This window comes from Brevundimonas aurifodinae, assembly GCF_040195595.1.
GTDB lineage: Bacteria > Pseudomonadota > Alphaproteobacteria > Caulobacterales > Caulobacteraceae > Brevundimonas > Brevundimonas aurifodinae.
Map to the genome: position 1 here is coordinate 259,899 of NZ_JBEGDD010000003.1, position 24,777 is coordinate 284,675.

General features: G+C 66.4%; 22 protein-coding genes, 2 tRNA genes and 1 pseudogene. 8 read left to right on the forward strand and 17 right to left on the reverse strand.

Annotated elements, in window-relative coordinates:
• Window position 1: 1 nt before the first annotated feature.
• The 9 genes from rplL to ABN401_RS05465 all read right to left on the reverse strand — a co-directional run bounded on the left by rplL (window position 2) and on the right by ABN401_RS05465 (window position 5,494).
• The gene (rplL, locus tag ABN401_RS05425) at window positions 2-391 is read right to left on the reverse strand and encodes a 50S ribosomal protein L7/L12 (RefSeq protein WP_349683805.1); all 390 of its coding nucleotides are present in this window, start codon (window positions 389-391) and stop codon (window positions 2-4) included.
• A gap of 65 nt (window positions 392-456) precedes the next feature.
• Window positions 457-972: a 50S ribosomal protein L10 gene (gene rplJ / locus ABN401_RS05430; RefSeq protein WP_349683806.1), complete on the reverse strand. Its 516-nt coding sequence runs from the start codon at window positions 970-972 to the stop codon at window positions 457-459.
• Between the two features lie 349 nt (window positions 973-1,321).
• On the reverse strand, window positions 1,322-2,011 hold the full coding sequence (gene rplA, locus ABN401_RS05435; RefSeq protein ID WP_349683807.1) for a 50S ribosomal protein L1: 690 nt from the start codon (window positions 2,009-2,011) through the stop codon (window positions 1,322-1,324).
• Window positions 2,012-2,014: 3 nt separating this feature from the next.
• Entirely contained in the window at window positions 2,015-2,446 is a 432-nt protein-coding gene (gene rplK, locus ABN401_RS05440) for a 50S ribosomal protein L11 (RefSeq protein ID WP_349683808.1), read from the reverse strand.
• A 338-nt stretch (window positions 2,447-2,784) separates the two neighbouring features.
• Window positions 2,785-3,366 carry a transcription termination/antitermination protein NusG gene (gene nusG / locus ABN401_RS05445; protein ID WP_349683809.1) on the reverse strand — a complete coding sequence of 194 codons (582 nt, stop codon included), beginning with the start codon at window positions 3,364-3,366 and terminating at the stop codon, window positions 2,785-2,787.
• Between the two features lie 22 nt (window positions 3,367-3,388).
• Window positions 3,389-3,700, reverse strand: a complete 312-nt coding sequence (gene secE, locus ABN401_RS05450) for a preprotein translocase subunit SecE (protein ID WP_349683810.1) — start codon at window positions 3,698-3,700, stop codon at window positions 3,389-3,391.
• A gap of 77 nt (window positions 3,701-3,777) precedes the next feature.
• Window positions 3,778-3,853 (reverse strand) — tRNA-Trp (locus ABN401_RS05455).
• Between the two features lie 84 nt (window positions 3,854-3,937).
• A complete protein-coding gene (locus ABN401_RS05460; RefSeq protein WP_349683811.1) occupies window positions 3,938-5,272 on the reverse strand; it encodes a hemolysin family protein in 1,335 nt (444 codons plus the stop codon).
• Between the two features lie 99 nt (window positions 5,273-5,371).
• Window positions 5,372-5,494 carry a hypothetical protein gene (locus ABN401_RS05465; RefSeq protein ID WP_349683812.1) on the reverse strand — a complete coding sequence of 41 codons (123 nt, stop codon included), beginning with the start codon at window positions 5,492-5,494 and terminating at the stop codon, window positions 5,372-5,374.
• Between the two features lie 143 nt (window positions 5,495-5,637).
• Here ABN401_RS05465 and ABN401_RS05470 point away from each other — a divergent pair, with 143 nt between their 5' ends.
• The gene (locus ABN401_RS05470; protein ID WP_349683813.1) at window positions 5,638-6,717 is read left to right on the forward strand and encodes a L,D-transpeptidase family protein; all 1,080 of its coding nucleotides are present in this window, start codon (window positions 5,638-5,640) and stop codon (window positions 6,715-6,717) included.
• On the opposite strand, the gene ABN401_RS05475 is transcribed toward ABN401_RS05470, so the two are convergent.
• The 3 genes from ABN401_RS05475 to ABN401_RS05485 are packed head-to-tail and all read right to left on the reverse strand — an operon-like array spanning window position 6,714 to window position 9,784.
• Window positions 6,714-7,004 (reverse strand): SemiSWEET family sugar transporter, encoded by a 291-nt coding sequence (locus ABN401_RS05475; protein ID WP_349683814.1) that lies wholly within the window; start codon window positions 7,002-7,004, stop codon window positions 6,714-6,716. The two genes, ABN401_RS05470 and ABN401_RS05475, sit on opposite strands and share 4 nt — an antisense overlap.
• Window positions 7,001-7,495, reverse strand: a complete 495-nt coding sequence (locus tag ABN401_RS05480; RefSeq protein WP_349683815.1) for a low affinity iron permease family protein — start codon at window positions 7,493-7,495, stop codon at window positions 7,001-7,003. Before ABN401_RS05480 ends, ABN401_RS05475 begins: the two co-directional genes overlap by 4 nt.
• 51 nt (window positions 7,496-7,546) lie before the next feature.
• Window positions 7,547-9,784, reverse strand: a complete 2,238-nt coding sequence (locus ABN401_RS05485) for a S9 family peptidase (RefSeq protein ID WP_349683816.1) — start codon at window positions 9,782-9,784, stop codon at window positions 7,547-7,549.
• Window positions 9,785-10,093: 309 nt separating this feature from the next.
• Between ABN401_RS05485 and ABN401_RS05490 the strand changes: the two genes are divergently transcribed.
• Together ABN401_RS05490 and ABN401_RS05495 are read left to right on the forward strand one after the other, a co-directional pair.
• The gene (locus ABN401_RS05490) at window positions 10,094-10,909 is read left to right on the forward strand and encodes a ferredoxin--NADP reductase (RefSeq protein ID WP_349683817.1); all 816 of its coding nucleotides are present in this window, start codon (window positions 10,094-10,096) and stop codon (window positions 10,907-10,909) included.
• Window positions 10,881-11,246: a chorismate mutase gene (locus tag ABN401_RS05495; RefSeq protein ID WP_349683818.1), complete on the forward strand. Its 366-nt coding sequence runs from the start codon at window positions 10,881-10,883 to the stop codon at window positions 11,244-11,246. The genes ABN401_RS05490 and ABN401_RS05495 overlap by 29 nt, the downstream gene beginning before the upstream one ends.
• Here the strand turns inward: ABN401_RS05495 and ABN401_RS05500 are convergent.
• Window positions 11,243-11,596 carry an Hpt domain-containing protein gene (locus ABN401_RS05500; protein WP_349683819.1) on the reverse strand — a complete coding sequence of 118 codons (354 nt, stop codon included), beginning with the start codon at window positions 11,594-11,596 and terminating at the stop codon, window positions 11,243-11,245. The genes ABN401_RS05495 and ABN401_RS05500 overlap by 4 nt on opposite strands.
• Window positions 11,597-13,012, reverse strand: a complete 1,416-nt coding sequence (locus ABN401_RS05505; protein ID WP_349683820.1) for an amino acid permease — start codon at window positions 13,010-13,012, stop codon at window positions 11,597-11,599.
• Between the two features lie 194 nt (window positions 13,013-13,206).
• On the opposite strand from ABN401_RS05505, the gene ABN401_RS05510 reads away from it, so the two are divergent.
• Window positions 13,207-13,282, forward strand: a tRNA-Lys gene (locus ABN401_RS05510).
• A 708-nt stretch (window positions 13,283-13,990) separates the two neighbouring features.
• Here ABN401_RS05510 and ABN401_RS05515 read toward each other — a convergent pair.
• Entirely contained in the window at window positions 13,991-15,226 is a 1,236-nt protein-coding gene (locus tag ABN401_RS05515) for an MFS transporter (RefSeq protein ID WP_349683821.1), read from the reverse strand.
• Between the two features lie 111 nt (window positions 15,227-15,337).
• Window positions 15,338-18,016: a TonB-dependent receptor gene (locus ABN401_RS05520; protein ID WP_349683822.1), complete on the reverse strand. Its 2,679-nt coding sequence runs from the start codon at window positions 18,014-18,016 to the stop codon at window positions 15,338-15,340.
• A 168-nt stretch (window positions 18,017-18,184) separates the two neighbouring features.
• Between ABN401_RS05520 and ABN401_RS05525 the strand changes: the two genes are divergently transcribed.
• Window positions 18,185-19,222: a LacI family DNA-binding transcriptional regulator gene (locus ABN401_RS05525; protein WP_349683823.1), complete on the forward strand. Its 1,038-nt coding sequence runs from the start codon at window positions 18,185-18,187 to the stop codon at window positions 19,220-19,222.
• A gap of 7 nt (window positions 19,223-19,229) precedes the next feature.
• On the opposite strand, the gene ABN401_RS05530 is transcribed toward ABN401_RS05525, so the two are convergent.
• The gene (locus ABN401_RS05530; protein ID WP_349683824.1) at window positions 19,230-21,701 is read right to left on the reverse strand and encodes a glycoside hydrolase family 3 protein; all 2,472 of its coding nucleotides are present in this window, start codon (window positions 21,699-21,701) and stop codon (window positions 19,230-19,232) included.
• Between the two features lie 111 nt (window positions 21,702-21,812).
• Between ABN401_RS05530 and ABN401_RS05535 the strand changes: the two genes are divergently transcribed.
• The 3 genes and pseudogenes from ABN401_RS05535 (at window position 21,813) to ABN401_RS05545 (ending at window position 24,755) form a co-directional block, all read left to right on the forward strand.
• Window positions 21,813-22,652: a glycoside hydrolase family 16 protein gene (locus ABN401_RS05535; RefSeq protein WP_349683825.1), complete on the forward strand. Its 840-nt coding sequence runs from the start codon at window positions 21,813-21,815 to the stop codon at window positions 22,650-22,652.
• Window positions 22,653-22,876: 224 nt separating this feature from the next.
• Window positions 22,877-23,379 (forward strand): annotated as a pseudogene (locus tag ABN401_RS05540) (transposase); the annotation flags it as partial.
• Window positions 23,380-23,738: 359 nt separating this feature from the next.
• Window positions 23,739-24,755: a helix-turn-helix transcriptional regulator gene (locus tag ABN401_RS05545; protein ID WP_349683826.1), complete on the forward strand. Its 1,017-nt coding sequence runs from the start codon at window positions 23,739-23,741 to the stop codon at window positions 24,753-24,755.
• Window positions 24,756-24,777: the final 22 nt, after the last annotated feature.

The following is a 24,777-nucleotide window of genomic DNA, read 5'->3' on the forward strand; positions in this document are numbered from 1 at the left end:
CTTACTTGATTTCGACCTTGGCGCCGGCTTCGGTCAGCTTCTTGGCGACTTCTTCGGCGTTCTGCTTGGAGACGTTCTCGACGACGGGCGTCGGGGCGCCTTCGACCAGGTCCTTGGCTTCCTTCAGGCCCAGGTCCGAACGCACGCCACGGACTTCCTTGATGACGTTGATCTTCTTGTCGCCACCGTCGATCAGCATGACCGTGAACTCGGTCTGCTCTTCAGCGGCTTCGGCGGGGGCGGCGGCACCGCCACCACCGGCCGGCATGGCCATGGCGACCGGGGCGGCGGCGGAGACGCCCCACTTTTCTTCCAGCAGCTTGGACAGTTCGGCGGCTTCGAGGACGGTCAGCTTGGACAGGTCTTCGACGATCTTGGACAGGTCGGTCATGTCAGATTTCCTTCGGGGAAAAGTTGGGGTTCAGAGAGAGGGGTATGCGGAGATGGAAGGTCGGCTTACGCGGCTTCTTTCGCGCCATAGGCGCTGAAGACGCGGGCCAGCTGGGCGGCGGGCGCTTGAACCACACCGGCGATCTTGGTCGCGGGCGCGTTCAGCAGGCCGAGCAGCGAGGCGCGGATTTCGTCGAGCGTCGGCAGCTTGGACAGGCTGTCCACGCCCTTCGGATCGACGACGGTCGCGCCCATGAAGCCACCGACGATGACGAAGCGGTCATTGCCCTTGGCGAACTCGGTCGCGACCTTGGCGGCCGTGGCGGGGTTCTCGGCGTATGCGATGCCCACGGGGCCCTTGAACAGGCTGTGGTAGTCGCTGCCGTCGTTCGCCGCGAGCGCCTTCAGCGCCAGGCGGTTCTTGACCACCTTGAACGCTCCGCCGGCGGAGCGCAGACGGCCCCGCAGGTCTTCCATTTCCGCAACGGTCAGACCCAGGTTGTGGGTCACGACCACGCTGCCGGCCTCGGCGAAGACGCCTTTCAGCGTTTCGATCGACTCGGCCTTTTGTGCGCGATCCATTGCGGTCTCCAGTCTTGAGGTTCGACGCCGGGCTTATTCCCGACGGCGAGAAGCCGAACCCCTTCGCATCGCTGCGAAGCGTTTCGGCCGGGTAGCAATGTCCGAAGGATGCTCTGACAGTCCTCCGTCCCGGATGCCGGGCGGTGTCGTGTCGTCTGCGTCCCCATCTCCCCACGGCGCTGGAGGGCTCTCCAGCATTTATGGCGAAGGTGACCCCCTCGCCCCGAAGTTCTCGGACAGGTCCGCCGCGACCGGGGTCACGACGGGAAGCGGCGCTTTTAGCGAACACCGCCTCAAAAGGCAACGGGCGGCGATCCGAAGACCGCCGCCCGCTCCTGATTTCGTTCAATCAGGCGTTCAGCGACGCCGGATCGACCTTCACGCCCGGGCCCATCGTGGACGACAGGCTGATGCGCTTCACATAGGTGCCCTTGGCGCCCGAGGGCTTGGCGCGAACCAGGGCGTCGACGATCGCCTTGACGTTGGCTTCCAGGGCGTCCTGGGTGAACGAGGCCTTGCCGATGCCGGCGTGGACGATGCCCGCCTTCTCGACGCGGAACTCGACGGCACCGCCCTTGGCGTCCTTCACCGCTTGCGCGACGTTCGGCGTCACGGTGCCGACCTTGGGGTTCGGCATCAGGCCGCGCGGGCCCAGCACCTTACCCAGACGACCCACCAGAGCCATCATGTCGGGGCTGGCGATGACGCGGTCGAAGTCCATCATGCCGCCGTTGATCTGTTCGTACAGATCCTCGGCACCGACGTATTCGGCGCCGGCCGCGCGGGCCTCGTCGGCCTTGGCGTCCTTGGCGAAGACGGCGACGCGAACGTCACGGCCGGTGCCGCTGGGCAGGTTGACGACGCCGCGGACCTGCTGGTCGGCGTGACGCGGGTCGACGCCCAGGTTGACGGCGATCTCGATTGACTCGTCGAACTTGGCCGAGGCGTGATCCTTGACGGTCTTGATGGCGTCGGCGAACGGCATCAGGGCTTCGCGGTCGACGGCCCAGGCCTTGATGCGCTTGGTTTGCTTGGTCATGACTTAGCGCTCCACGATGTTCAGGCCGATGGCCTTGGCGGAACCTTCGATGATGCGCGCGGCGGCATCGATATCGTTGGCGTTCAGGTCCTTCATCTTCTTCTCGGCGATCTCGCGCAGCTGGGTGCGGGTGATCGAACCGACCGTCTCGCGGCCCGTCAGCTTGGCGCCCGAGGTGATGCCCACGGCCTGCTTGATGTAGTGGGTGGCCGGCGGGGTCTTGGTGACGAAGGTGAAGCTCTTGTCCTGATAGACCGTGATCACGGTCGGCAGGGGCGTGCCCTTCACTTCCTTCTCGGTGCGGGCGTTGAACTCCTTGACGAAGCCCATGATGTTGACGCCGCGCTGACCCAGGGCCGGCCCGATCGGCGGCGAAGGGGTGGCGGAGCCCGCGGGCACCTGCAGCTTGATATAGCCCAGAATCTTCTTGGCCATCGGTCTCTCCTATGAAGTCGGGAAATCAATCCCAACGGATGAGCCGTGGTGCGGCATGGCGGCCTCCCACGGATTTGCCCCGCGCGGACGCGAGGGAGGCGGGCGTGTAGCAGGGACGAGAAGGGGTGGCAATCAATGTCTCCTCCCTGTCGCCCGCTTGGGCGATGGGGAGGTGGCAGCGAGCCACTTGGCGAGCTGACGGAGGGGGCGATGCGAGGCATCAGGTGAGGGCTGGCAGCCTCGACGCCAACCGGCGGGGTCACCCCCCTCGTCTTTTCGCTGTTCGCGAAAAGCCACTCCCCCATCGCCCTTCGGCGATGGGGGAGAGACGCAGAAAGTCAGCCCCCGGTCTTCTCGACCTGGCTGTATTCCAGATCCACCGGCGTCGGACGGCCGAAGATCGACACCGCGACGCGCAGACGGGCCGCATCCTCGTCGACGCTCTCGACCTGGCCGTCGAAGCTGGCGAAGGGGCCGTCGATGACCTTGACGGTCTCGCCGATGTCGAAGCGGATCGTGGGCTTGGGACGCTCGACGCCCTCTTCCACGGCCCCGATGATGTTCTGAACCTCGCGCTCACTGACCGGCAGCGGCTTGGTGCCGCCCGCCGCGCCCAGGAAGCCCGTGACCTTGGGCGTGTCCTTGACCAGGTGATAGGCGTCGTCGGTCAGCTCCATCTTCACCAGCACATAGCCGGGGAAGAATTTGCGCTCGGAGTTGACCTTGCGGCCCCGGCGGATCTCGACGACGTCCTCGGTCGGCACCAGGATCTCGGAGAAGCAGTCCTCCAGATCGCGCTGCTTGGCCTGGTCGCGGATGTGCTGGGCGACCTTCTTCTCGAAGTTCGAATAGGCGTGGACGATGTACCACTTGTGGCGCGGGTTGGCGGCCACTTTCGTTTCGGGCGCTGCATCCGTCATGGGCGCGTCTCCTTCTTTTTCTTTATTGGCCGATGGCGAGAACGATGGTCGAGGCCTGGCCGAGCAGCCAGTCGACGATCCAGAAGAAGGCCGCAGCCAGCAGAACCATGATGAACACCATCACCGAGGTGATCCAGGTCTCCTTGCGGCTCGGCCAGATGATCTTGCGACCCTCGGCCCGAACCTGGCTGAAGAATTGGGCCGGGCTGGTCTTCTTCTTGGCCGGAGCGTCATCGACGGTCACCGTGGCCGCCGAGGCCGAAGCCGTCTGAGGCCGCGCGCCGGCGGCCGGATTGCCGGTGCGGCGTCCGCCGGGGAACTTGGACTTGGCCATCGTCTAGTGGGTCTTCTCTAACGCTTGATCCGGCCCCGCAGATGGGGAGGCCCAGGCTGCGGCGACAGAGGGGAAAATGGCAGGAGTTGGGGGATTCGAACCCACGACCCCCGGTTTTGGAGACCGGTGCTCTACCAGCTGAGCTAAACTCCTAGACAAGACAGACACACCGCGTGGGCGCGTCCGTTCGCCAGACCGGGGGCTATGCCCCACGCCGCCGGCCATTTCAAGGCCGGATCAGTGATCCAGGTGCGCCGCGACCGCCTCGGCCTCGTCCTCGGGCTTGATGACCTGTTTGAACAGCAGCTTGTCGATGCGGCGGTCGTCCATGTCGATCACCTCGACCTCGAACCGGCCCAGCTGCAGGATCTCGCCCTCGTCTGGCACGCGCGACAGCTGGTGCAGCACCAGGCCCGCGATGGTGTGAAAGCCCTCGTGCTCGCCGAAGTCCTCGCCCAGCTCGTCGGCCAGCTCGTCCAGATCGGTCTGACCGTCGACCAGCCAGGTGCCGTCCTCGCGCTGGCGGATCAGGACGTCGTTGTCGTCGTGGCCCTCGTCGAAGTCGCCGGCGATCATTTCCAGCAGGTCGGTGGCGGTCACCACGCCCTCGAAGGCCCCGAACTCGTCGACCAGGAAGGCCATGTGGACCTTGGACGACTTCAGGATCTCCAGCGCCTTCAGGACCGAGGTCGACTGCGGGATGAAGGCCGGGGTCTGGACGTGCTTTTCGATGTTGAACTCGCCGTTGTCCAACAGGCTGTCCAAGAGGTCCTTCTTGTGGACGACGCCCAGCGGATTATCGACGTCGTTCTCGCGCGCCACGACGATGCGGGAATAGGGACAGGTGCGGACCTCCTCCCTCAGCTGCTCCTCGCTGTCGTCCAGGGCGACCCAGAAGACCTCGTGGCGCGGCGTCATGGCGACGCGGATCGGCCGATCGCCCAGGCGCAGGATCTCCTCGATCATGGTCTGCTCTTCAGGCTCGATCAGACCCGAGGCCGTCCCCTCGGCGATCATGGTCTCGACCTCCTCCTGGGTGACGTCGGAGCCGTCGCGGTCCTTGACGCCCAGGATCTTGAGGATGCCTGAGGTCGAGGCCGTGAGCAGCGCCACGAAGGGGTGCAGCACGATCGCCACGGTCGAGATCGGGCCGGCCGTCTTGGCCGCGATCGATTCGGGAAAGATCAGCGCCAGCCGCTTCGGCACCAGTTCGCCGACGATCAGCGACACATAGGTGATGCACACCACGACCAGGGCCGTGGACGCGATCTCGGCCCATGCCACCGTCATGGGGAAGGCCGCCTCGATGATGCGCGTCAGTTCGCCCGCGATGGCCGCCTGACCATAGGCACCGGCCAGAATGCCGATCAGGGTGATGCCGACCTGAACGGCCGACAGGAAGTGGGTCGGGTCTTCCGACAGCTTCAGCGCGGCGCGCGCGCCGCGGTCTCCGCGTTCCGCCCGGCTCTGCAACTTGGATTTTCGGGAGGAGACGACCGCGAGCTCGGTCATGGCGAACAGGCCGTTGAGCACCACGAGGAGCAGAACGACAACGATGGCGATGGCTAACATTTAGCGGGAGGAGGACCGGCGCGGCGCGACAGTCGGCGTCCGCTGTTTGGTCCTAGCGGAATGCGGGCGGTTTCGCCACGATTTCCTTGACGCGGCGGATCAGTCGGTCCGTCCGGCCTCGACCGAGCCATAGGCCCCGCTGCGACCATCGTCCGCCGTCGCGCAGGCCGAGACACCCAGAAGCGTGCCTATGAATATGCCGATATGCAGTGCGCGTCGCATGGCGATTGGTTACCGAAACCCTAACGTCCGAAACGAACGTAGGCCCCGGTTCGCGGTTCCGCGCAAGCCGTCACCCCCTGCCGGTTGTGCGGAACGGTAAACGCCAGGAGGTGTTCGTCAGGTCCGAGTTCAAAGGATTCCGAATGCCTCGCCTGCCCCTGCTGTCGTGCCTGCTCGCCGCAACCGCCCTGACCGCCTGCGGGGATCCAGAACCTGCGGTCCGCGACGCCACCCCGACGCCGGCTTCGCAATCCTCCGTTCCAATGGGCTCAGGGCTGTCGAGACAAGGCATCGAATCGGCAGTGTGGAACCCGGCCGCCGCGGACCGCGCCCCCTCACCCTCGACACCCGCCGAGAACGCAGCGGCCCCGCCGGCCCCCGAGACACCCCGGCCGGAGGTGATCCGCGCTCAGATCCTGCTGGACCGCGCCCGATTCTCGCCGGGCATCATCGACGGGTTCGGCGGCGAGAACACCCGCCAGGCCGTCGCCGCCTTCGAGGAGGCCAACGACCTGCCGGTCGACGGAGAGCTGGATGCCGAGGTCTTCGAGCGCCTGACCCAGGCGGCCGGATCGGTGCTGACAGACCATGTGATCACGGCTGAGGACATCGAGGGCCCGTTCGGCGGCCCCGTCCCGGCCAGCCTCGAAGCCATGGCCGAGCTCGAGACCGTGGCCTACGCCACGCCGCTGGAAGCCCTGGCGGAACAGTTCCATGTCTCCGAAGGCCTGCTCACCGCCCTGAACCCCGGGGTGGATCTGTCGAAGCCGGGGCAGACCATCCTGGTGCCCAGCGTCGGGGCCCTGCCCCTGCCCGAGGTTACCCGCATCGTCGTTGACAAGGATGCGGGCTCGCTCCGAGCATTCGACGCCGAGGACCGGCTGGTCGCCTTTTACCCGGCCACCGTCGGCAGCACCGAACGCCCTGCCCCAACCGGCACGGTGACCGTGGTCGGCATCGCGCCGGAGCCGAATTACACCTACGACCCCAGTCGGGTGAGCTATGACCGGGGCGACCGGGCGCTCGTCATCCCCGCTGGTCCGAACAATCCGGTGGGCTCGGTCTGGATCGACCTGTCACGCGACACCTACGGCATCCACGGCACGCCGGACCCCTCGAAGATCGCCAAGACCCAGTCCAGCGGTTGCGTTCGCCTGACCAACTGGAGCGCCGAGGAGCTGGCGGCTGCGGTCAAACCCGGTGTGCAGGTGGTCTTCACCTAGGAGCGCCGGCCGTCCTCGGGATCGCCGTCCTTGAACCGCCATTTCATGGTCAGGACACCGGCTGCCATCACCAGGGCCGCGGCATTCGCAAAGGTCACGGGCCACGCCTGGGTCAGGACGCCATAGACGACCCACAGCACGAAACACGTCACGGTCAGGGAATAGGTTTTCAAGGATACCGATGAGGCGTCTCGCTCCTTCCAGATCTTGATCATCTGGGGCGCGAAGCTGGTGATCGAGCACACGGCGGCGGCGGTGCCGAAGGCGTTGGCGATCAGATCGCTCATGCCGAAGCCTTGGGGCGCCGGCTCGAACGGGGCTTGCGCTCTGCGGCCGGGGTGGCAGCCGTTGGCTGAGCGGCTTCGATATCCTCGGCTCGGACGGCGGGTGCGCCCTTGATCGGCCTGGCGGGCTTGCCGGCGTGAACCTCGTGCCCCCGCCGCTCGACCTCCTCCAGAATTTTGTCGAGTTCGCCTTCGGTCAGATGCTCGATGCCGATGAAGCGCGCATCCGCCTTCTTCACCGCATAGATCAGTTCGTCCAGCTTGGCCTGCATGGCCGCCCCGTCGCGGTTCTGGGTGTTCTGGATCAGGAACACCATCAGAAAGGTGACGATGGTCGTGCCGGTGTTGATGACCAGCTGCCAGGTCTCGCTGAAGCCGAAGATCGGCCCGCTGACTGCCCATGTCAGGACGACCGCCAGACAGGCGATGAATGTCCATGGCTTGCCCGCGATCTTGGCGGTCTGGGTCGCGAACCGAACGAACAGCTTTTCCATGCGGCCCAAACTGCGCCGCTTGGCTGGGAGTTCCTAGATCGCCGATCGCACTTAGCGCGCCGCGCGGGTTCCGATCGTCCGGTCAAGGAAGTCGAGATAGGTTCGCCACTGCTGCAACTGCCGCTCGTTGCCGCGAATGCCGTGCCGTTGGCCGGGATACAGCATCATTTCGAAAGGCGTGCTCGACGCCTGAAGCGCGTCGATCGTCCGCGTCGCGTTCTCGAAGATGACGTTGTCGTCGGCCATGCCGTGCAGCAGCAGCAGTCGGCCCGTCAGTTGGTCCAGCTGATCCACGACGTCGGACGCGGCATAGCCCTCGGCGTTCGCCTCCGGCGTCGACATGAAGCGCTCGGTGTAGTGGGTGTCGTACAGGCTCCAGTCCGTGACCGGAGCGCCCGAGATCGCCGCCGCCAGCCCCATCTCGGGCTCGGTCAGCATGTGCAGCGTCATGAACCCGCCATAGCTCCAGCCCATCGCCGCGATCCGGCTGTCGTCAACGTATGGCAACGATCTCAGATAGTTGGCCCCGAGCACCTGATCCTCGATCTCGGGCTGACCCATGCGCAGATACAGCGCCTGTTTGAAGGCCGCCGACCGATCACCCTCCCCACGATTGTCGAGGCGGAAGACCAGATAGCCCGCCTCGGTCAGCAACTGGGTCGTCGCCGGCAGCCAGCCGTTGCGGACGCCGCCGCCCGATGGGCCGCCATAGACCTGCATCACCACCGGATAGGTGCGCGACGGGTCGAACCCGACCGGCCTCGCCATCTGCCAGACCAGGGTGTGGCCGTCGCTTTCCAGCGTGCCGAACTCGACGTCCGGCCGGCGCGAGACGAAGGGTTGGAACGGATGATCGGTGTCCAGCGCGTTTTCCTCGATCCAGCGCACGAAGGTCCCGTCCGCCGCATAAAGACCCGAGCGCGGCGGCGTGGTCAGGTCGTTGTAGTTGCCGACATAGGCCGTCGCCGTTCGGTTCATGCTGGCCGACCACCAGCCGCCGTCCGGCGTGACCGCCACCGGGGCCGCGTCCGTGCTCAGGCTGGTGCGGAACAACTGCTGCTCGATCGGATACTCGCGCCCGTCGCGCATGGAGGCGGTGAAGAAGACCTCGCCCGTCTCCTCGTTCACACCGTTCAGCGCCTTGACCGGCCATTCGCCGGAGGTGATGGCGCGGATCTTTCGACCCTCGGCGTCGTACAGATACAGATGCCGCCAGCCGGTGCTCTCGTCAGACCAGATAAAGCGGCCGTCGCTCAACGCCTTGAAATCATGGGTCAGCGGCACCCAGGCGTCCGAGGTCTGGGTGGCGATGACGCGCGAGGCCCCTGTCGCCGGATCGACCCGCAGCAGGTCCAGTGTCTGCTGGTCGCGCGACTGACGCTGAACATAAAGAACCGAGCCATCGGTCGCCCAGTTCACCCGCGTCAGATAGATGTCCGCGTTGTCGCCCAGATCGACCTTGACCCGGCGATCGGCCGCGACGTCCTGGACCCACAGCTCGACCACGGCATTGGGTCGACCGGCGCGGGGATAGCGCTGCTCGATCACGGTCGCGCCGCCGCCGGTGATGTCCAGCCGCGGGATGATGTCGACGGTCGACTCGTCGGTCCTTTGCAGGGCGATGAAGCGTTCGTCCGGGCTCCACCAGTATCCGGTGTCCCGATCCATCTCCTCCTGGGCGATGAACTCGGCGGTCGCCCAGGTGATCAATCCCTCGCCGTCCGTCGTGACCGGCCGCTCCTGACCGGACGCCAGGTCCATGACGAACAGGTCCTGGTCCCGCACGAAGCTGACGAAATTGCCCTCGGGGCTGACCTTGGCGTCGATCTCGTCGGCTTCGGTCTCGGTCAGTCGACGGATGTCGCGCCCCTCGCGGCTGGCCAGGAAGATGTCGCCTTCCAGCGGCGCCAGGATGTAGCGGCCCTGCTCGTCCCACGAATATTCGACGACGCCACGCTGCGAAATCCGCATCCGCTCGCGCCGCGCCTTCTCGGCCTCGGACAGTTCGCCGGCGTCGGGCACCAGCGCCCGGGCGTCGATCAGCTTGAACGGCTCGCCCTGTCCCGTCGGCGCGGCCCACAGGTCCAGAACCGAGACGTCGTCCTCGCGCGCCCGCAGGAAGGCCACCAGCTCCCCGTCCGGCGACAGGCTCACGCCCTGGGCGACCGGCCCGTTCAGGGCGGGATTGGCGAACACCCGCTCCGGCGTCAGCACCGCCGGGTCAGAGGTCTGGGCCTGGGCGGTGGCGGAAAGCAGGGCGAGGGCGGAGACGGCGAGGACTGTGCGCATGCCGGTCACGCTAGCGGTGGAATTTCCATTCGTCACCCCATGCGCTGCAAGGGATACTGCCCTCCCCGACTTTAACGGCTGACCCATGGCCTTCCCGTTCTAACACCAGGTCGCGTTCATGTTCGACCCGCTCTCCGATCCCTCGAAAGTTCCAGTTATATAATATTGAACAGTCCTCTAGAACTGATATCTGGTTTTTTGTCTTAGGATTGCACTCGTTGGACTCGGTGCTGATCGAGTCCAATCCATGCCGTTTGCGACCTCAGCGACCTTTCACCCGTGTCCAGCCTTGCCTAATAGACGGTCGCAATGACCGACGCCGCCCTGTCCCCGCCCCCGGCCCGCCCTTCCGCCTTCCACGAGCTGGAGGTGCTGTGGGTCCACCACTGGACGCCGCAGCTGTTCAGCTTCCGCGTGGCCCGTCCCGACGACTTCCGCTTCCGCTCCGGCGAGTTCGTGATGATCGGCCTGCCCGGCGAGGACGGAGGCAAGCCTGTCCTGCGCGCCTATTCGATCGCCAGCCCCTGCTGGGACGAGCAGCTGGAGTTCCTGTCGATCGCCGTGCCCGACGGCCCCCTGACGTCCCGGCTGGTCAACATCAAGCCGGGCGATAGCGTGCTCATGGGAAAGAAGCCAACCGGAACCCTGGTGCTGGACGCCCTGACAGGCGGCGACACCCTGTGGCTGATCGGCACGGGCACGGGACTGGCCCCCTGGCTCAGCGTCGCGCGCGATCCGGACACCTACGCCCGCTTCGGCCGGGTCATCGTCTGCCACACGGTCCGCAACGTCGCCGATCTCGGCTACCGCGACTTCTTCACTTCCGGCATCCACGACGATCCCCTGATCGGCGAGGAGGCGGCGGCTCAGCTGACCTACTATCCAACCGTGACGCGCGAGGCGTTCGAGACGCCAGGCCGGATCACCGACCGGATCAAGTCCGGCGCCATCTTCGCCGACCTCGGCCTGCCCGCCGGCTTCTCGCCCGAGCGCGACCGCGTCATGCTGTGCGGCTCAATGGCCATGATCAAGGAGACGGCGGAGCTGCTGGAAGGGTTCGGCCTGAAGGAGGGCTCCAACGCCGAGCCCGGCGACTATGTGCTGGAGCGGGCCTTTGTCGGCTGAGGCTGCGCACAGTCCCCGGATCGTCGCGGTCGACGCTCGCGTCGATCCCGCCGCCTGCCGGACCATGGTCGAGGTGCGGCATGGGGTCGATGCCCTGGACCGCGCCCTGGTCGCCCTGCTGGCCGAGCGGCAGCGGTACATGGAGGCCGCCGCGCGCATCAAGCCGGACCGCGACGCCGTGCACGACGACGCCCGCATCGAGGACGTGGTGACCAAGATCCTGGCCGCCGCCGAGGCTCACCACCTGTCGCCCGAGATCGCCGAGCCCGTGTGGCGGACCCTGATCGACCGCTCCATCGCGCATGAGTTCTCGGTCTACGACCGGACCCGCCGCTAGCCTCTCAGCGACCTCAGCATCAGTTCGTGCCGCCAGGCGGCGACATCGGCCAGGGCCCGGTCCAGCGCATCCCGGACCCGGTCCAGCAGCGGCGGGGCGGCCGCCTTCTCGGAAGCCTCCGCATCGGCACAGGCCTCGGCCAGTTCACGGGCGCCGATCCCGGCCGCGGCACCTCTGAGGGTGTGAACGGCATCTCGCCAGCCGTCCTCGCGGACGTCCAGCAACGGAGCCCAGACCTCGGCCTGCTGGACGAAAAGGCCCAGCACCTCCTCGGCCACCCCGTCGTCGCCCCCCGTGGTGCGATCCAGCACGCCGAAGTCCACCGCGCCGGTCAGGTCGCGGCGCGACATTCAGGCCGCCTGATCGGGGTGTTTGGCCAGCCGTGCATTGCGCGCCGACCACAGGAAATAGACCAGCAGTCCCGCGCCGTTCCAGACCAGGAACCAGAACTGCGTCCGGGCCTGCAGGCTCAGGAAGAAGACCACGCAGCCCACGATGGTGATCGCCCCGACCAGCCAGAACAGCGGCGCGCGGAACTTCCGCTCCCGGCCCGGATCGCGCAGCCTCAGCACAATCAGGCAGACGCCCACCGCCGCGAAGGCCGCCAGGGTCCCGGCGTTGGCCAGCGACGCCAGTTCGTCCAGCCGCATCACGCCTGCCAGGGCCGCCACCACGATGGCCGTGAAGACGGTCACCACCGCAGGGACACCTCGGCTCGAGATCCGCGCCAGCCGCGTCGGCAACAGGCCGTCCCGCGCCATGCCCAGGAAGATGCGGCTCTGGCCGAACAGGAACGCCAGCAGCACGGTGGGCAGGGCGATGACGGCGCTCGCCGCGATCCACTGCGCCGCCGTCCCCTGCCCCATCTCGCGCAGGATCAAGGCGAGCGGCTCGGGGCTGGCGGCGAAGCTTTCGACCGGGCGCGCCCCGATCGCGGCGGCGGCGACGACCAGATACAGCGCCGTGCAGATCAGCATGGAGCCGATGATGCCGATGGCAAGGTCGCGCTCCGGCTTCTTGGTCTCCTCCGCCGCCGTCGAGATGGCGTCGAAGCCGTAGAAGGCGAAGAAGATGATGGCGGCCGCCGCCATGACCCCGGTCTGGACGAAGGGTGCCCCGAAGCCGTTGGGCATGAAGGGCGTGAAGTTGGCGCTGTCGAAGGCCGGGAGCGCGATGGCCACGAAGGCGATCAGCGCCGCGACCTTGATGACCACCAGAATGGCGTTCAGCGTCGCGCTCTCGCGCGTGCCGAGCAGCAGCAGGCCGGTGACCACGGCGATGATAAAGACGGCCGGCAGGTTGACGATCCCGCCCGCGACATGGGGTCCAACCGTCAGGGCCGTCGGCAGGTCGATGCCCAACCCGGTCAGGAAGCCGACGGCATAACCCGACCAGCCCACGGCCACGGCCGAGACGACCAGCGAATACTCCAGGATCAGCGACCAGCCAACGATCCAGGCGATCAGCTCGCCCAGCACCGCATAGGAATAGGCATAGGCGCTGCCCGCCTGGGGCATCATGGTCGACAATTCGGCATAGGCCAGGGCCGCGCAGGCGCAGACCAGACCCGCGAGCGCGAAGCTGATCATCACCGCTGGCCCCGCGAGCCCTGCCCCCACGCCGATCAGCGTCAGGATGCCGGTCCCCACGATGGCCCCGACACCGAGCGCCAGCAGATGCGGCCAGCTGAGCGTCGCCTTCAGCCGAGGCCCATCCGATGCCTGGTGCATCGCGTCGATCGACTTGCGCCGGTTCCAGAACGCCATTCGTCACTCCCCCACCCCGGTCCGGGGCGATTCCTGACCCGATGCTAGACGGCCCTGTGACAATGCGGAACAGCCGGCCGAAATCGCTTGCAAGGCGAAGCTCGAATGCCTATTTCCCGCCGTCCCGCGCGATCCTGTTTCGGCACGCGCGCAGGTGGCACGCCCCTTGCACGGCCGCCTTCGACGAATGGTTCGGGTGATTAGCTCAGTTGGTAGAGCAGCTGACTCTTAATCAGCGGGTCGTAGGTTCGAACCCTACATCACCCACCATCGTCCCCTTAAGTCCCTGAATCGCCTAAACCTCTAAGAGAATTCGGGCTTTTCCCCGCAGGTCCTGTACAAAACTTGTACAAACTGAAGAGGGAATTGGCAGGTGGCGAAAGCCGCGAAGAGGTCGAAAGGGTACGGCGTGGCGCCACCCAAGGGCGGCTACACCCACAAAGCGCGCCTGATCGTCCCGGCGGATGTCCGGGAGATCGTGGAGACGTTGCCGGAGACCGATCCGAGACGGAGCCTGATGGTCCGTGCGGACCGGACCCCCAAGGGTGCCCTGGTCCGGACCACGCGCCGACGCAAGGCCGAGGAGGCCCGCGCGGTCGGCGAGACGATGATCCGGGAATGGAAGGCGGTGCTGGCGAGCCTGCGGGCGGATCACAAGCCGGGAGGCGTGGCCGACGCGCGCGATCGGATCGATGCCTGGCGTGAAAACGAAGTCGCCCAGGCGCAGGGGTTCGACGTCGACATCAGCCTGCTGGAGTTCAAGGCTCGCGCGGAGGGTCTGTCGTCCTCCACCGCCGGCGTCGAACAGGGTGGGCTCTCGTGGGCCGAGCGGTACTTCGAGGAGCACCCGGAGGCATCACGGGCGACGACGATCCCCGCGGAGAGCCACCTGCCCGGAGGACCGAGGCAAATCCCGTCATGCGTTCACGGATCCAGTCGTGGGGCCTGGGGTAACCGTCGGATAAGGGCCATTGATCTTCAGGGCACACGGCGAATCCCCAGAACGCTCGCGCCGCCCAGGAACGCGAACGCACCCGCCATGACATACACGGACTGGAGATCACCGCTGAACCAGGTCAGGGCCAACAGGCCCAGAACCGGAGCGAGCATCTGGGCCGCGGTCACGGCCACGTTCAGCAAGCCAAGATCTCGTCCCGCGTCCTGGGGGCTGGGAAGCACTTCAGCGGCGAGCGCTGCGTCCGTGCTGCCATAGAGGCCGATGCCCAAGCCCAGCACGGCTTGAGCGATCCACGGGCCTGGCCACGCGGGCACCGCCGCCATCATAAGCGCGCCGCCAGACAAGAGCACCGCTCCGGCGAAGACCAGCGGACGGCGGCGCCCGATCCGGTCCGAGACCCTGCCGCCGATCAATCCCGCGACCACGGACATCACGGTAGAGGTCGCCAGCAAGCCGCCCACCACGACCTCGATCCGCACATCCACGAGCGCTCTCCGCGCATCCGCCTCCTGATCCAGGAAAAACAGGAGATACAGCACATTGAGCGCCACGGACGTCTGGACCATCAGTCTCGCGCCGAAGGCGATCAGGAAATCCCGGTCCGCCAGGGCCACCAGTGAAAAGCCGTTGCTGGAGGTCTGCTCCGGCATCGGCGTCGACCGCAAGGTGACGGCGATGAAGGGAACCATCAGAATGACGGTCGCCGCCACGACCAGACCCAGCCGCTCAGCCTCGCCTGTCAGCCACACGCCGATGGCGAGGGCTCCGAACAGACTGGAGAGCGGGAAAGCCAGACCGGCAAAACCCGCCACCATGCCACGCTGTTTCGGCGGCACCCGTTCAGGGAGGGTCGCCGCCAGAGGGTTAAGCATGAAGTTGAGACTGATCTGGAGCGCGATGATCGCCGTCATCAGGGTGGTTTGTGTCGCGGCGGCGTGGATCAGACCATAACTGCCCACCGTGCCGATCAGGCCCGCGATCATCCAGATCGAGCGCCCTCCCCGCCAATGACGGGTCCGGTCGCCGATCACGCCGGCCAGGACCCCGGCGAGCCCGGCGGTCAATGCGCCCCAAAGCGCGACCTGACTCAGCAGCTCTGTCCGCCCGGCCGGATCGATCGCTTCCGCTTTCAGCGGCAGCAGGAGGGTCAACAGGGGAATGAACGCGATATAGGCCCCGACCTGGGCGGCCATATACAGCGCGACGAAGCCAGGCCTGACCGGCGTCGACGGGCGGGGCACGGGCGAGGACGGCACGGACGGCATCGCCTGGACACTGGCCGTTCGACCGTCCCTTGTCACCGCGCAAAAAGAAGCGGCACCCACCGACCGGAGGGTGCCGCCAAGTCTGCTCAGAACGTCAGTGGATCAGTACTGCACACGCACGCGGGCACCGAAGGTCCGCGGACGGGTGAAGAAGCGGGTGTTGTCGAACTGGGTGATGATGATCGCCGCTTCGTGGATCTCATCGGTCAGATTGTTGACGTAGGCCTCGAACCGCAGTCGCCCGTCGCCCGGCGGGGTCCAGCCGAAGCCGGCGTCGAAGGTCCAGTAGCCATCAACCCGGTCGTCCAGCCGGCGGCGCGGATTGTTGGGCTGCTGGAAGTCCTCGCCGTTGAAGATGGTGGTGAAGAAGTCTGAGCGGTATCCGGCGGAGATCACATAGTCGAACTGACCCATGGTCTCGGTCGGGAACGCCTGGGTGAGGTTCATGTTGAACTGCCACTCGGGCGTCCGGGGCAGGGTCTTGCCGTCGATCGACTGAAAGACCGCCTCGGTCGGTGACACGTCGGCCTGGAAGCGGAAGTCCTGGATCTCTTCGGCCTCGACGACCTCGGCCTTCAGATAGAGCAGATTGAAGTCCAGGCCGATGTTCCACGGCAGGTCGATGCCGCCATCGAACTGAGCACCGTAGATCCGCGAGGACGCCGCGTTGTAGGAGTAGGACACCACAAGCGCGAGCGAGGAGTCCACCGGCACCGGCACCTGCTGCGGGCCGCCGAGGAACTCGACGATCTGGGCCACCGACAGCAGGGACGTCAGGACCTGGTCCTCATAGTCGTTGTAGAACAACGAGGCGTTCAACCGCGCCCTGAGATCGCCGATGTAGAACTCGTTCTTGGACCCCAGCTCGTACAGGGTGACCTTTTCGGCGTCATAGGTCGGAGCCAGGCCCGCGTTGCCGATGTTGTCGTTGAACCCCCCGGACTTGTTGCCGGTCGCGATCAGACCATACAGCAGATTGTCGGGCGTGACGTCGAACTCGGCCCGCAGGCGCCAGTCGACGAAGTCGATCTGGCTCTCGCCGACCTGCTGGAAGATCTGGCCGGTGAAGGGCACGGCATAGGTCAGCCGGCCATCGGCGGCGCAGTTCCAGAAATCCCCCGTCACAGTGTCCAGGCACGCCGGCCGGTTGGGCGCGCCGCCCGGAACGGGGCCGTTGGCGAAGATGTCGTCGATGTTGTCGCGCGCACCGAACTGGCTGACGCCGTTGAAATAGAAGTCGATGATCTCCTGTTCCGAGATCGTGCCGTTGTTGTTGGTGTCCGGGTTGATGATGGTCCGATCGCGGCCGGCGAACTCAAAGCCCTCGGTGCCCACCCGCACGCCGCCGCAGCAGTTGAAGTCGCCGGCACCGAGAGCGAAACCATATCGGGCGGCGACGCCGCGACGGCTCTTCTCGTCCTCGGTGTAGCGCAGGCCCGCTGTGATCCGGAATCGGTCGGTCACGCTGTAGGTCATGTCGCCATAGACGGCATACGACGTCGTATCGACGTCGGGCATGTTGAACTCGACGCCCTGGAAGAACAGCCCTCGATCGCCCGTCGAACCCAGGAAGGCGTACTGGTCCTCCTCCAGATAGAAGGCACCCAGACTCCAGATCAGCGGCCCTTCGTTGTCGTAGAAGCGCAGTTCATGCGTCTTGGACTGGCTGTCCGTGATCGACTGGAACTGCGAGAAATTGTCCAGCGTCTCGCCGATCCCGCCCGGCCCGGTCAGGTTGGCGATGACCCCCGGATAGAAGGGCGAGAGCGGGGTCACGGCCCGGTAGTCATAAACCAGGTCGCGATAGCTGGCGGTGTATTCGATATCGAACAGGTCGCCGTCATAAGTGATGTGCGCCCGGGCGCCCCAGTGGCGGGTGTTCAGGTCCGGGGTCTGGGCCCGGCCGATGACGCGGCGCGGATCCTCGATGTCATCCGGATCGATCCCCTCGCCCAGCGGATTGGCGTAGTTGGTGCCGGTGTATCCGGTGCCCGTCTCGCGAACGTAGTCGGCTCCCAGCAGGATCGACAGGCGGCTGGTGGGTTCCCACAGAAACTGGACGCGGCCCGCATCATTGTTCTCGGCCTCCGCCACGCCGACGCCCGCCGGTCCGACGTCCTCGTAGTAGCTGTCGTGCTCCAGGTGATAGCCGGCGATGCGCACGGCGGCGGTATCGCCGATGGGGATGTTGACCATGCCCTGGAAGGCGCGCTGCTGGTAGTTCCCGATCTCGAACTCGGCGGCGGCGTCCCAGATGTTCAGCCCAGGCTTCCACGAGACGATGTTGACCGTGCCCGCCGTGGCGTTGCGGCCCCGCAGCGTGCCTTGCGGGCCGATGTTCACCTCGACGCGCTGGATGTCGAAGAAGGCCGAGCCGATGCCGGCAGGGCGCGGCAGGTAGACACCGTCGTAGTGGGTCGCAGCCGCAGGATCGCCCAGCTCGGTGTTGTTCGACGAGCCGACGCCGCGGATGTAGATCTCGATATTCCCGCCGTTGTTGGCGACGGATAGACCGGGCACCCGCCCCTCGAGGTCCGAAATGTCCTGAACGCCGACGGCCTTCAGATCCTCGCCCGTCAGGGCAACGGCGGTGCCGGCGTAGTTCTGCAGGCTTTGTTCGCGGCGCTCGACCGTGACCACGATGTCGTCGAGAACCGTCTCTTGCTGTTCGTCCTGCTGAGTCGCCGGCGCGGGGGCGGCCGCCGTCTGGGCCATCGCCAGGCCCGGTAGCGCGAAGGCCAGTGCCGCGCCGCACAGCAGTGCCGTCTTCCGGTTATGCATTGGATCGTCCTCCCGATGCGGACCTTTGAACATTCCGCTTGCCTTCAATGCGCCATTATCTGACAACGTTGTCAACCTCGCGTTTTCGACTGGTGTCTCTGGGTGGGATTGGTGCAACACAGGGACGTCGGCGCTGGGGCTCGCCGGGGACGGCTCTCGAGAGGTGCGATGTCGAAGGTCACCATCCGCCATGTGGCCGAAGCCGCCGGCGTCGCGGTCAAGACGGTGTCGCGCGTCATGAACGGCGAACCGAATGTGACCCGGGACCTTCAGGACCGGGTGATGAAGGCCGTCGACGCGCTCGGCTATGTCCCCAGCATGGCGGCCCGTCGCATGGGCGGCAGCCGGTCCTTTCTGCTGGTGGCGCTGAACGACCGCCTGAACACGATCAACAATTGGCGAAGCGGTCGCGGCAATGACTGGATCGACCAGATGCTGCACGGGGCCATGCTGACATGCGAGGCGCATGGCTACCGTATGCTGTTCGAGCTGGTCGAGGCGGGCTCGGACGACCTCGATCGCAAGGTCGTGGCCATCCTGTCGGCGCTCCAGCCCGATGGGATCATCCTCACGCCGCCGCACTCTGAAAATCGGGCCCTGGTCGAAATGCTGACGCGCCGCCAGGTGCCGGTGGCGCGAATGGGGGTGCGAGGCGAGGGCCTCGGCTTTGGTGTGTTCATGGACGATCGCCGGGCGGCCGAAGAGGCGACGCGACATCTGATCGGACTAGGGCACGCACGCATCGGCTTCATCGCCGGCAGCCCCCGGTTTCAGGCCAGCCGGCAGCGCCGCGAGGGCTATGCCGACGCGTTGAGGTCCGCCGGCCTGACGGTCGATGAGGCCCTGATCGCGCCGGGCGACTTCACCTTCGAGAGCGGCGTGGCGGCGACCGAACGTCTTCTGGCCCTCCCAGACCGTCCCACGGCGATTCTGGCCAGCAATGACGAGATGGCCCTGGCGGCCCTCCACGTCGCTTCGCGGCGTGGGATCGGAGTGCCGGACCTGTCACTGGTCAGCTTCGACGATACCCCGGGCGTGAGGCTGAGCGTGCCGGGCCTGACCAGCATCCGGCAGCCGATCTCGGACATGGCCGCGCGCGCCGCCGAACTGCTGATCGGCGTCAGCAAGACCGGCGACGCGACGCCGTCCGACCATCTGCTGCCTTTCGGGCTGGAGATCCGCGGTTCGACCGCCGCTCGACAGTGATGCCGGTTCAGTCGTCCGCCGGGCAGCCGGCGGCGGTCGTCGCGTCGAGACGGATGTCCTCGACGGCCACCACGGCGGCGGCCTGGCTTTCCAGAATCCAGACGCGATCGACCCCGATCAATCTACCCCCGGCCGAGGCGAAACAGGTCAGGGGGATCAAGGCCGTTCGCCAGCCCGGACCACCTGAGAGCCGGACGGATCCGTTGCCGAGCCCGATCCGGAGTGCCGAAGCGTCACCGGCGTCCAACCGGTATCGGAACCTCAGCGCCAGGTTCGAATAGTCGGGCCCCGACAGATCGATCGCGGGTCCGGTCACGATGGCCTGCCCCGGCCCTGTGAAACGCAGCAATCGGGCCGATTCCTGCCCCTGGCCGTCGACCGGCGTCACAGTGACCACGGCCCGCGGACTGACGCCGCGCGCGCCGTCGGCGATCCGGGCCTCTCCGCCCTCGTCGCGAACGACCAGGGACCAAGGCGTGACGAAGCGACCGTCCGCCAGGAACCGCATCGCTCCCGCTCCGGCCGCCTCTGTGACCTCCGTCAAGGTCGGGGTCTCGGCTGGGATCGCATAGGTCAGGCCAAAGCCGTAGGGGAACTGGGGGTCGTAGCCCTGCCCGCCCCGGTTCTGAGGCCCCTGGTCGGGGCTGCGCGGCCAGCTGAAGGACAGTCGTCCCCGAAAGTCGTGACGCGGCGCGCCGTCCGAACCGGCGACCAGGACGTCGGCGATCCCCCCGCCCTCGGAACCAGGCAACCACGCCGCCACGAAGGCATCGGAGGCATTGATCTCGGGGTTCACATAAAGCGGTCGTCCCGACAGGAAGACCGCGACGGTGGGGATACCGTCTGCCTGCAGGCGGCGGAGCACGGCCAGTGGCTCGCGCGGACGGAAGTCGAGGTCGGAAAGGTCCCCCTGGAACTCGGCATAGGGCTCCTCTCCGAACACGACGACGGCAACGTCCGGGCGTGTCTCGAACGCACCCGCAGGACTGAGCTCGGCGGTCCCTCCCGTCGCCTCGACCGCCGCCTGCAGGCCTTCCCAGATCGACTCCGCGCTGGGGAAGTCGGCGCGGGTGTTGCCGGTGCCCTGCCAGTTGATCGTCCATCCGCCCGCCGCCTGGCCGATGTCGTCGGCGCTCCCGGCGACCAGCACCCGCGCACCCGGCCGGATCGGCAGGATCGACCCGTTGTTCTTCAGCAGAACCAGAGACTGCCGCACGGCCTCGCGGGCCAATGCGCGGTGGTCCGACGACCCCAGGACATCGACCCGCCCCTCGACGGGACGTTCCGCCTCGAACACCCCGGCCTTGACCTTGACGGTCAGGATGCGCCGCACGGCTTCGTCCAGCCGGGCCATGGGAATCTCGCCCGACCGGACCTGGGCCAGGGTGTTGTGGAACAACGGCCGCCAGCTATCCGGGGCCATGAACATGTCGATCCCGGCGTTGAAGGCGGCGGCGCAGCTTTCGTTGGTGCAGCCCTCGATCTGGCCATGCGCGTTCCAGTCGCCCACCACGAAGCCGTCGAAGCCCAATGGTCCGCGCAAAACATCGGTCAGCAAGTCGGGGTTTGCGGTGTGCTTCACACCGTTCCAGCTGGAGAAACTGGCCATGATGGTCAGCACACCCGCGTTGATCGCGGGGGGATAGCCGGCCGCATGGATGTCGATCAGCTCGCGCTCGCTGATCAGGGCGTCGCCCTGGTCCTTGCCGTTCAACGTGCCGCCGTCGGCCAGATAGTGTTTCGCCGAGCCCGCAATCCGGCCCGCCTGGAGCCGACCTTCGCCCAGCGCCCCCTGAAGGCCGAGGGTCATACGGCCAGCATAGGCAGCGACGATCTCGGGGTCTTCGCCATAGCCCTCGTAGGTTCGGCCCCAGCGGTCGTCGCGCGGCACCGCGACCGTGGGTCCGAAGGTCCAGTCCGCACCCGTCGCCGCCACCTCCAGGGCCGTCGCCTCGCCGATCCGTTCGATCAGGTCGGGGTTGCGCGTCGCTCCCAGGCCGATGTTGTGCGGAAACAGGGTCGCGCCCACGACATTGTTGTGCCCGTGAACCGCATCGATGCCGAACATCAGCGGTACCCGCGCCCCGGGCCGTTCCTCCGCCGCGGCCCGGAAGGCGCGTGCCAGTTCGACCCAGGCATTGGCAGGGGCTCGCTCGTCCCCCGCTGGCGCCGAGTTGCCGCCCGCCAGAATCGATCCCAGGGGATAGGTCGCGAGATCGGCGGGGGTGATGGAACCGATGTCGGCCTGGATCACCTGGCCGACCTTCTCCTCCAGCGTCATCCGGGCCAGCAAATCCTCGACAAAGGCGAGGGTCGTGGCATCGGTCATCACCTCGGGGCTGCTGGCAACGGGCCAGGATGCGATGTTGACCCCAGGGGCCGGGGACGTCTGGGCCAGTCCCGGGCCGGCCGCTGTCAGCAGCGCCGCCAGCGACGCCGCGATTGCGGCGACGCCACGCCGGGGAGCAGGATTGTGCATGGGTCTCGTCCCTATGGCTGAGTTTTGATACAAGGTGTCGGGAGTTGACAACGTTGTCAAACCGAGTTTGCCTTTTGGCAGTCCGTCCAGTAGTGGCCCTCGGAGGAAAGAATGCGGTCTCGCAGTTTGACGGTGGTCGGGTTGGCGGCCCTGGGCTGCATCGGCGCGGCCCCCCTTCCCCAGGACGACAGTTTGGACGGATACCGGCTGGTCTGGAACGACGAGTTCAACACCGACGGGCTCCCCGATCCGACCCGCTGGGCCTATGACACCCACCGCAACCGCGACGGCTGGTACAACAACGAGCTGCAGTACTACGCCGCCGAGCGGCCGCAGAACGCCCGCGTCGAGAACGGCCATCTGATCATCGAGGCCCGACGCGAGACGCTGACGCCGGTGCAGGTCCCTGACGCCGGCGGCCAGGCCTACACCTCCGCGCGGTTGATCTCGCGAGGCAGGGGCGAATGGACATATGGCTTCTACGAGGTGCGGGCCCGGCTTCCGTGCGGCCGTGGCACATGGCCCGCCATCTGGATGCTGCCGGTCGCGGACGCCGAATGGCCGGCGGGCGGCGAGATCGACATCATGGAACACGTCGGCCATGCGCGCGGCGAGATCCACGGCACGGTTCACACCACCCGCTACAACCACGCCCAGGGCACCGAGCGCGGAGGCCGCAAGCGCGTTCGCGACGCCTGCGACGCCTTTCACCGCTATCAGGTGCTCTGGACGCCGGACGGGATCAACTTCGGCGTCGACGACGTCGGCTACTACAGGTTCCGGAACGACGGACGCGGCGACCCCGCGACCTGGCCGTTCGACGCGCCCTTCTACGTGATCCTGAACCTTGCGGTCGGCGGCGACTGGGGCGGGGCCGAGGGGGTGGACGACCGAGCCCTCCCTCAGCGGATGGAGATCGACTACGTTCGGGTCTTCGGCCGCCCTGAATGATTCAAATGGGCAACACGATGGGGACCACAGTTCTCGGATCGTACCTGGCTTCGCCTGGTTCCTTCTGAGCCGCTACGCGGATCGAACAGTCAGCTGAAATTCGCAACAGCCGCCTTGAGCCAAAGTCGGTCATCCATCTGAAAGCAAGTCTAGCGACCCTGTGACCTGCCTCCTTCCTGATCCCTCGGTTTGAGTGAGAGTCCGTCAACCTCAAGGAGACGGACATGAAGAGGAGCAGGTTCACCGAGGCGCAGATCATAGGCGTGCTGCGCGAACAGGAGGCTGGCGGTGCGACGGCGGAGGTCTGCCGGCGGCACGGGATCAGCGAGCAAACCTTCTATCGGTGGAAGGCCAAATACAGCGGGATGAGCGTCTCGGACGCCAAGAAGCTGAAGGCGCTTGAGGACGAGAACCGGCGGCTGAAGAAGCTGCTGGCGGAGTCGATGCTGGACGTGTCGGCGCTGAAGGATCTCCTGGGAAAAAACTGACCGGGCCCGCTGTTCGCCGGGAAGCCGCGCTTCGCCTCATGGCGGAGCGCGGCTACTCGCAGCGGCGGGCCTGTGGGCTGGTCGAGGTCGATCCCAAGACGGTGCGCCGCGCGCCTGAGCCTGGCGACGCAGAGGTGCGCGAACGCCTGCGGAGCCTGGCCGGAGAGCGTCGTCGGTTCGGCTACCGGCGGCTGGGCATCTTGCTGGAGCGCGAGGGCGTCAGCCTGAACAAGATCTACTGACGCCGTGGCGTGACAAACTTGCCTGGTTTACAAGACGCGATCAGGCCGTAGATCAATTGGAAACCTTTACAAAACTTGTGCGAATTTTGGGATAATTCTCGTCGGAAGTCATTGATAATGCTGTACTGGCGGGCAGCCCTACATCACCCACCATCGTCCTTCAATAAAGTCACAAGTTCATCGCGAGTGACGTCACGGCGGTTGGTGAGCGTTCCCGCGATCCCCGTTCGACCCGCAAGGGTTGAGCGAAAGACAGGGTCTTTGTCAGGCGAGTACGACGACCTCCCCGAGGCCGACCCTGCCGTGCGCTCCGGTAAGCCATTGCATCCCCGGTCCGAAGTTGACAGCGTCACACGATGGCAGCCGTCCTTGTCGATCCTGATCGCCTGACGATTGAAAGCGATGACGTGGCACCGCTCTGGCGCTTCGCCGACACGCTGGACATGGCCGCGCCGGTGGGTCCCCTGCCGCTGGTGGAGCATTTCCGCCTGCTGCAGCGACTTTCACTAAAGGCGGGCGACGAAACCTGTCACCTCTCGCTCCGTCCCCTCGCGGTCGGAACCACCGACTTCGTTGTCGAGACCCTGGCCGACGCGGGGCATGTGCAGGAAGCCATGAGACGGATCGCGCGCGCCTACAACCTGGTTCACGGGGGTCACTTCAATCGCGTTGAGCGCCGCCGCCATGGCCTGGTCTACGTCATCGACGATCATGATTTTCCCTATGCCTTTCCCGCGAACTCGCCTGCGGCCTATGCGACGATGGAGGGGGTGCTGATCTTCCTGCACGCCATGCTGTCCCTGGCGGCCGGTCGGGACCTGAGCTCGAGCCTGCGGAGCGTGAGGACGCGCCGGCCGCGCCGCACCGCTTCTGACGGATTTCTGTCGTTCTGGACGACGCCGGTGAAGACGGGCGGCTCGGTCTATGCCCTGGAGTACGATCTCGACACCGGCGAGATACCCGTCGCCCTGGCCCACAGGAAGGGACGCGCGGTCGACGTCTATGCGGCTGTGGAGGCGATGATCCTCGAGCGGGAACAGGCCGCCGACACGACCGACTTCATCCGGCGGGTCGGCGACGTCATCACGGCCGGCATAGACGACCAGGCCGAGGCGGCCCAGCGACTGGGGGTCAGCGTGGCCACGCTTCGCCGACGCCTGACCCAGGCCGGAACCGGCTTTCGCCAGTTGCGCGCCCAGGGCCTGAACGACCGGGCCAAGCAGATGCTGGCGGCCCACCGCCATCCGACCGACGTGGCCGAGACCCTGGGCTTCTCCGACAGCCGCAGCTTCGCTCGCGCGTTCAAGGCGTGGAACGGAGTGACGCCCGCCGGCTGGCGTCCCGCTGTGAGCGAATTTGTCCTGAACGATTGAACGCGGCGGTCATAGACCGAAA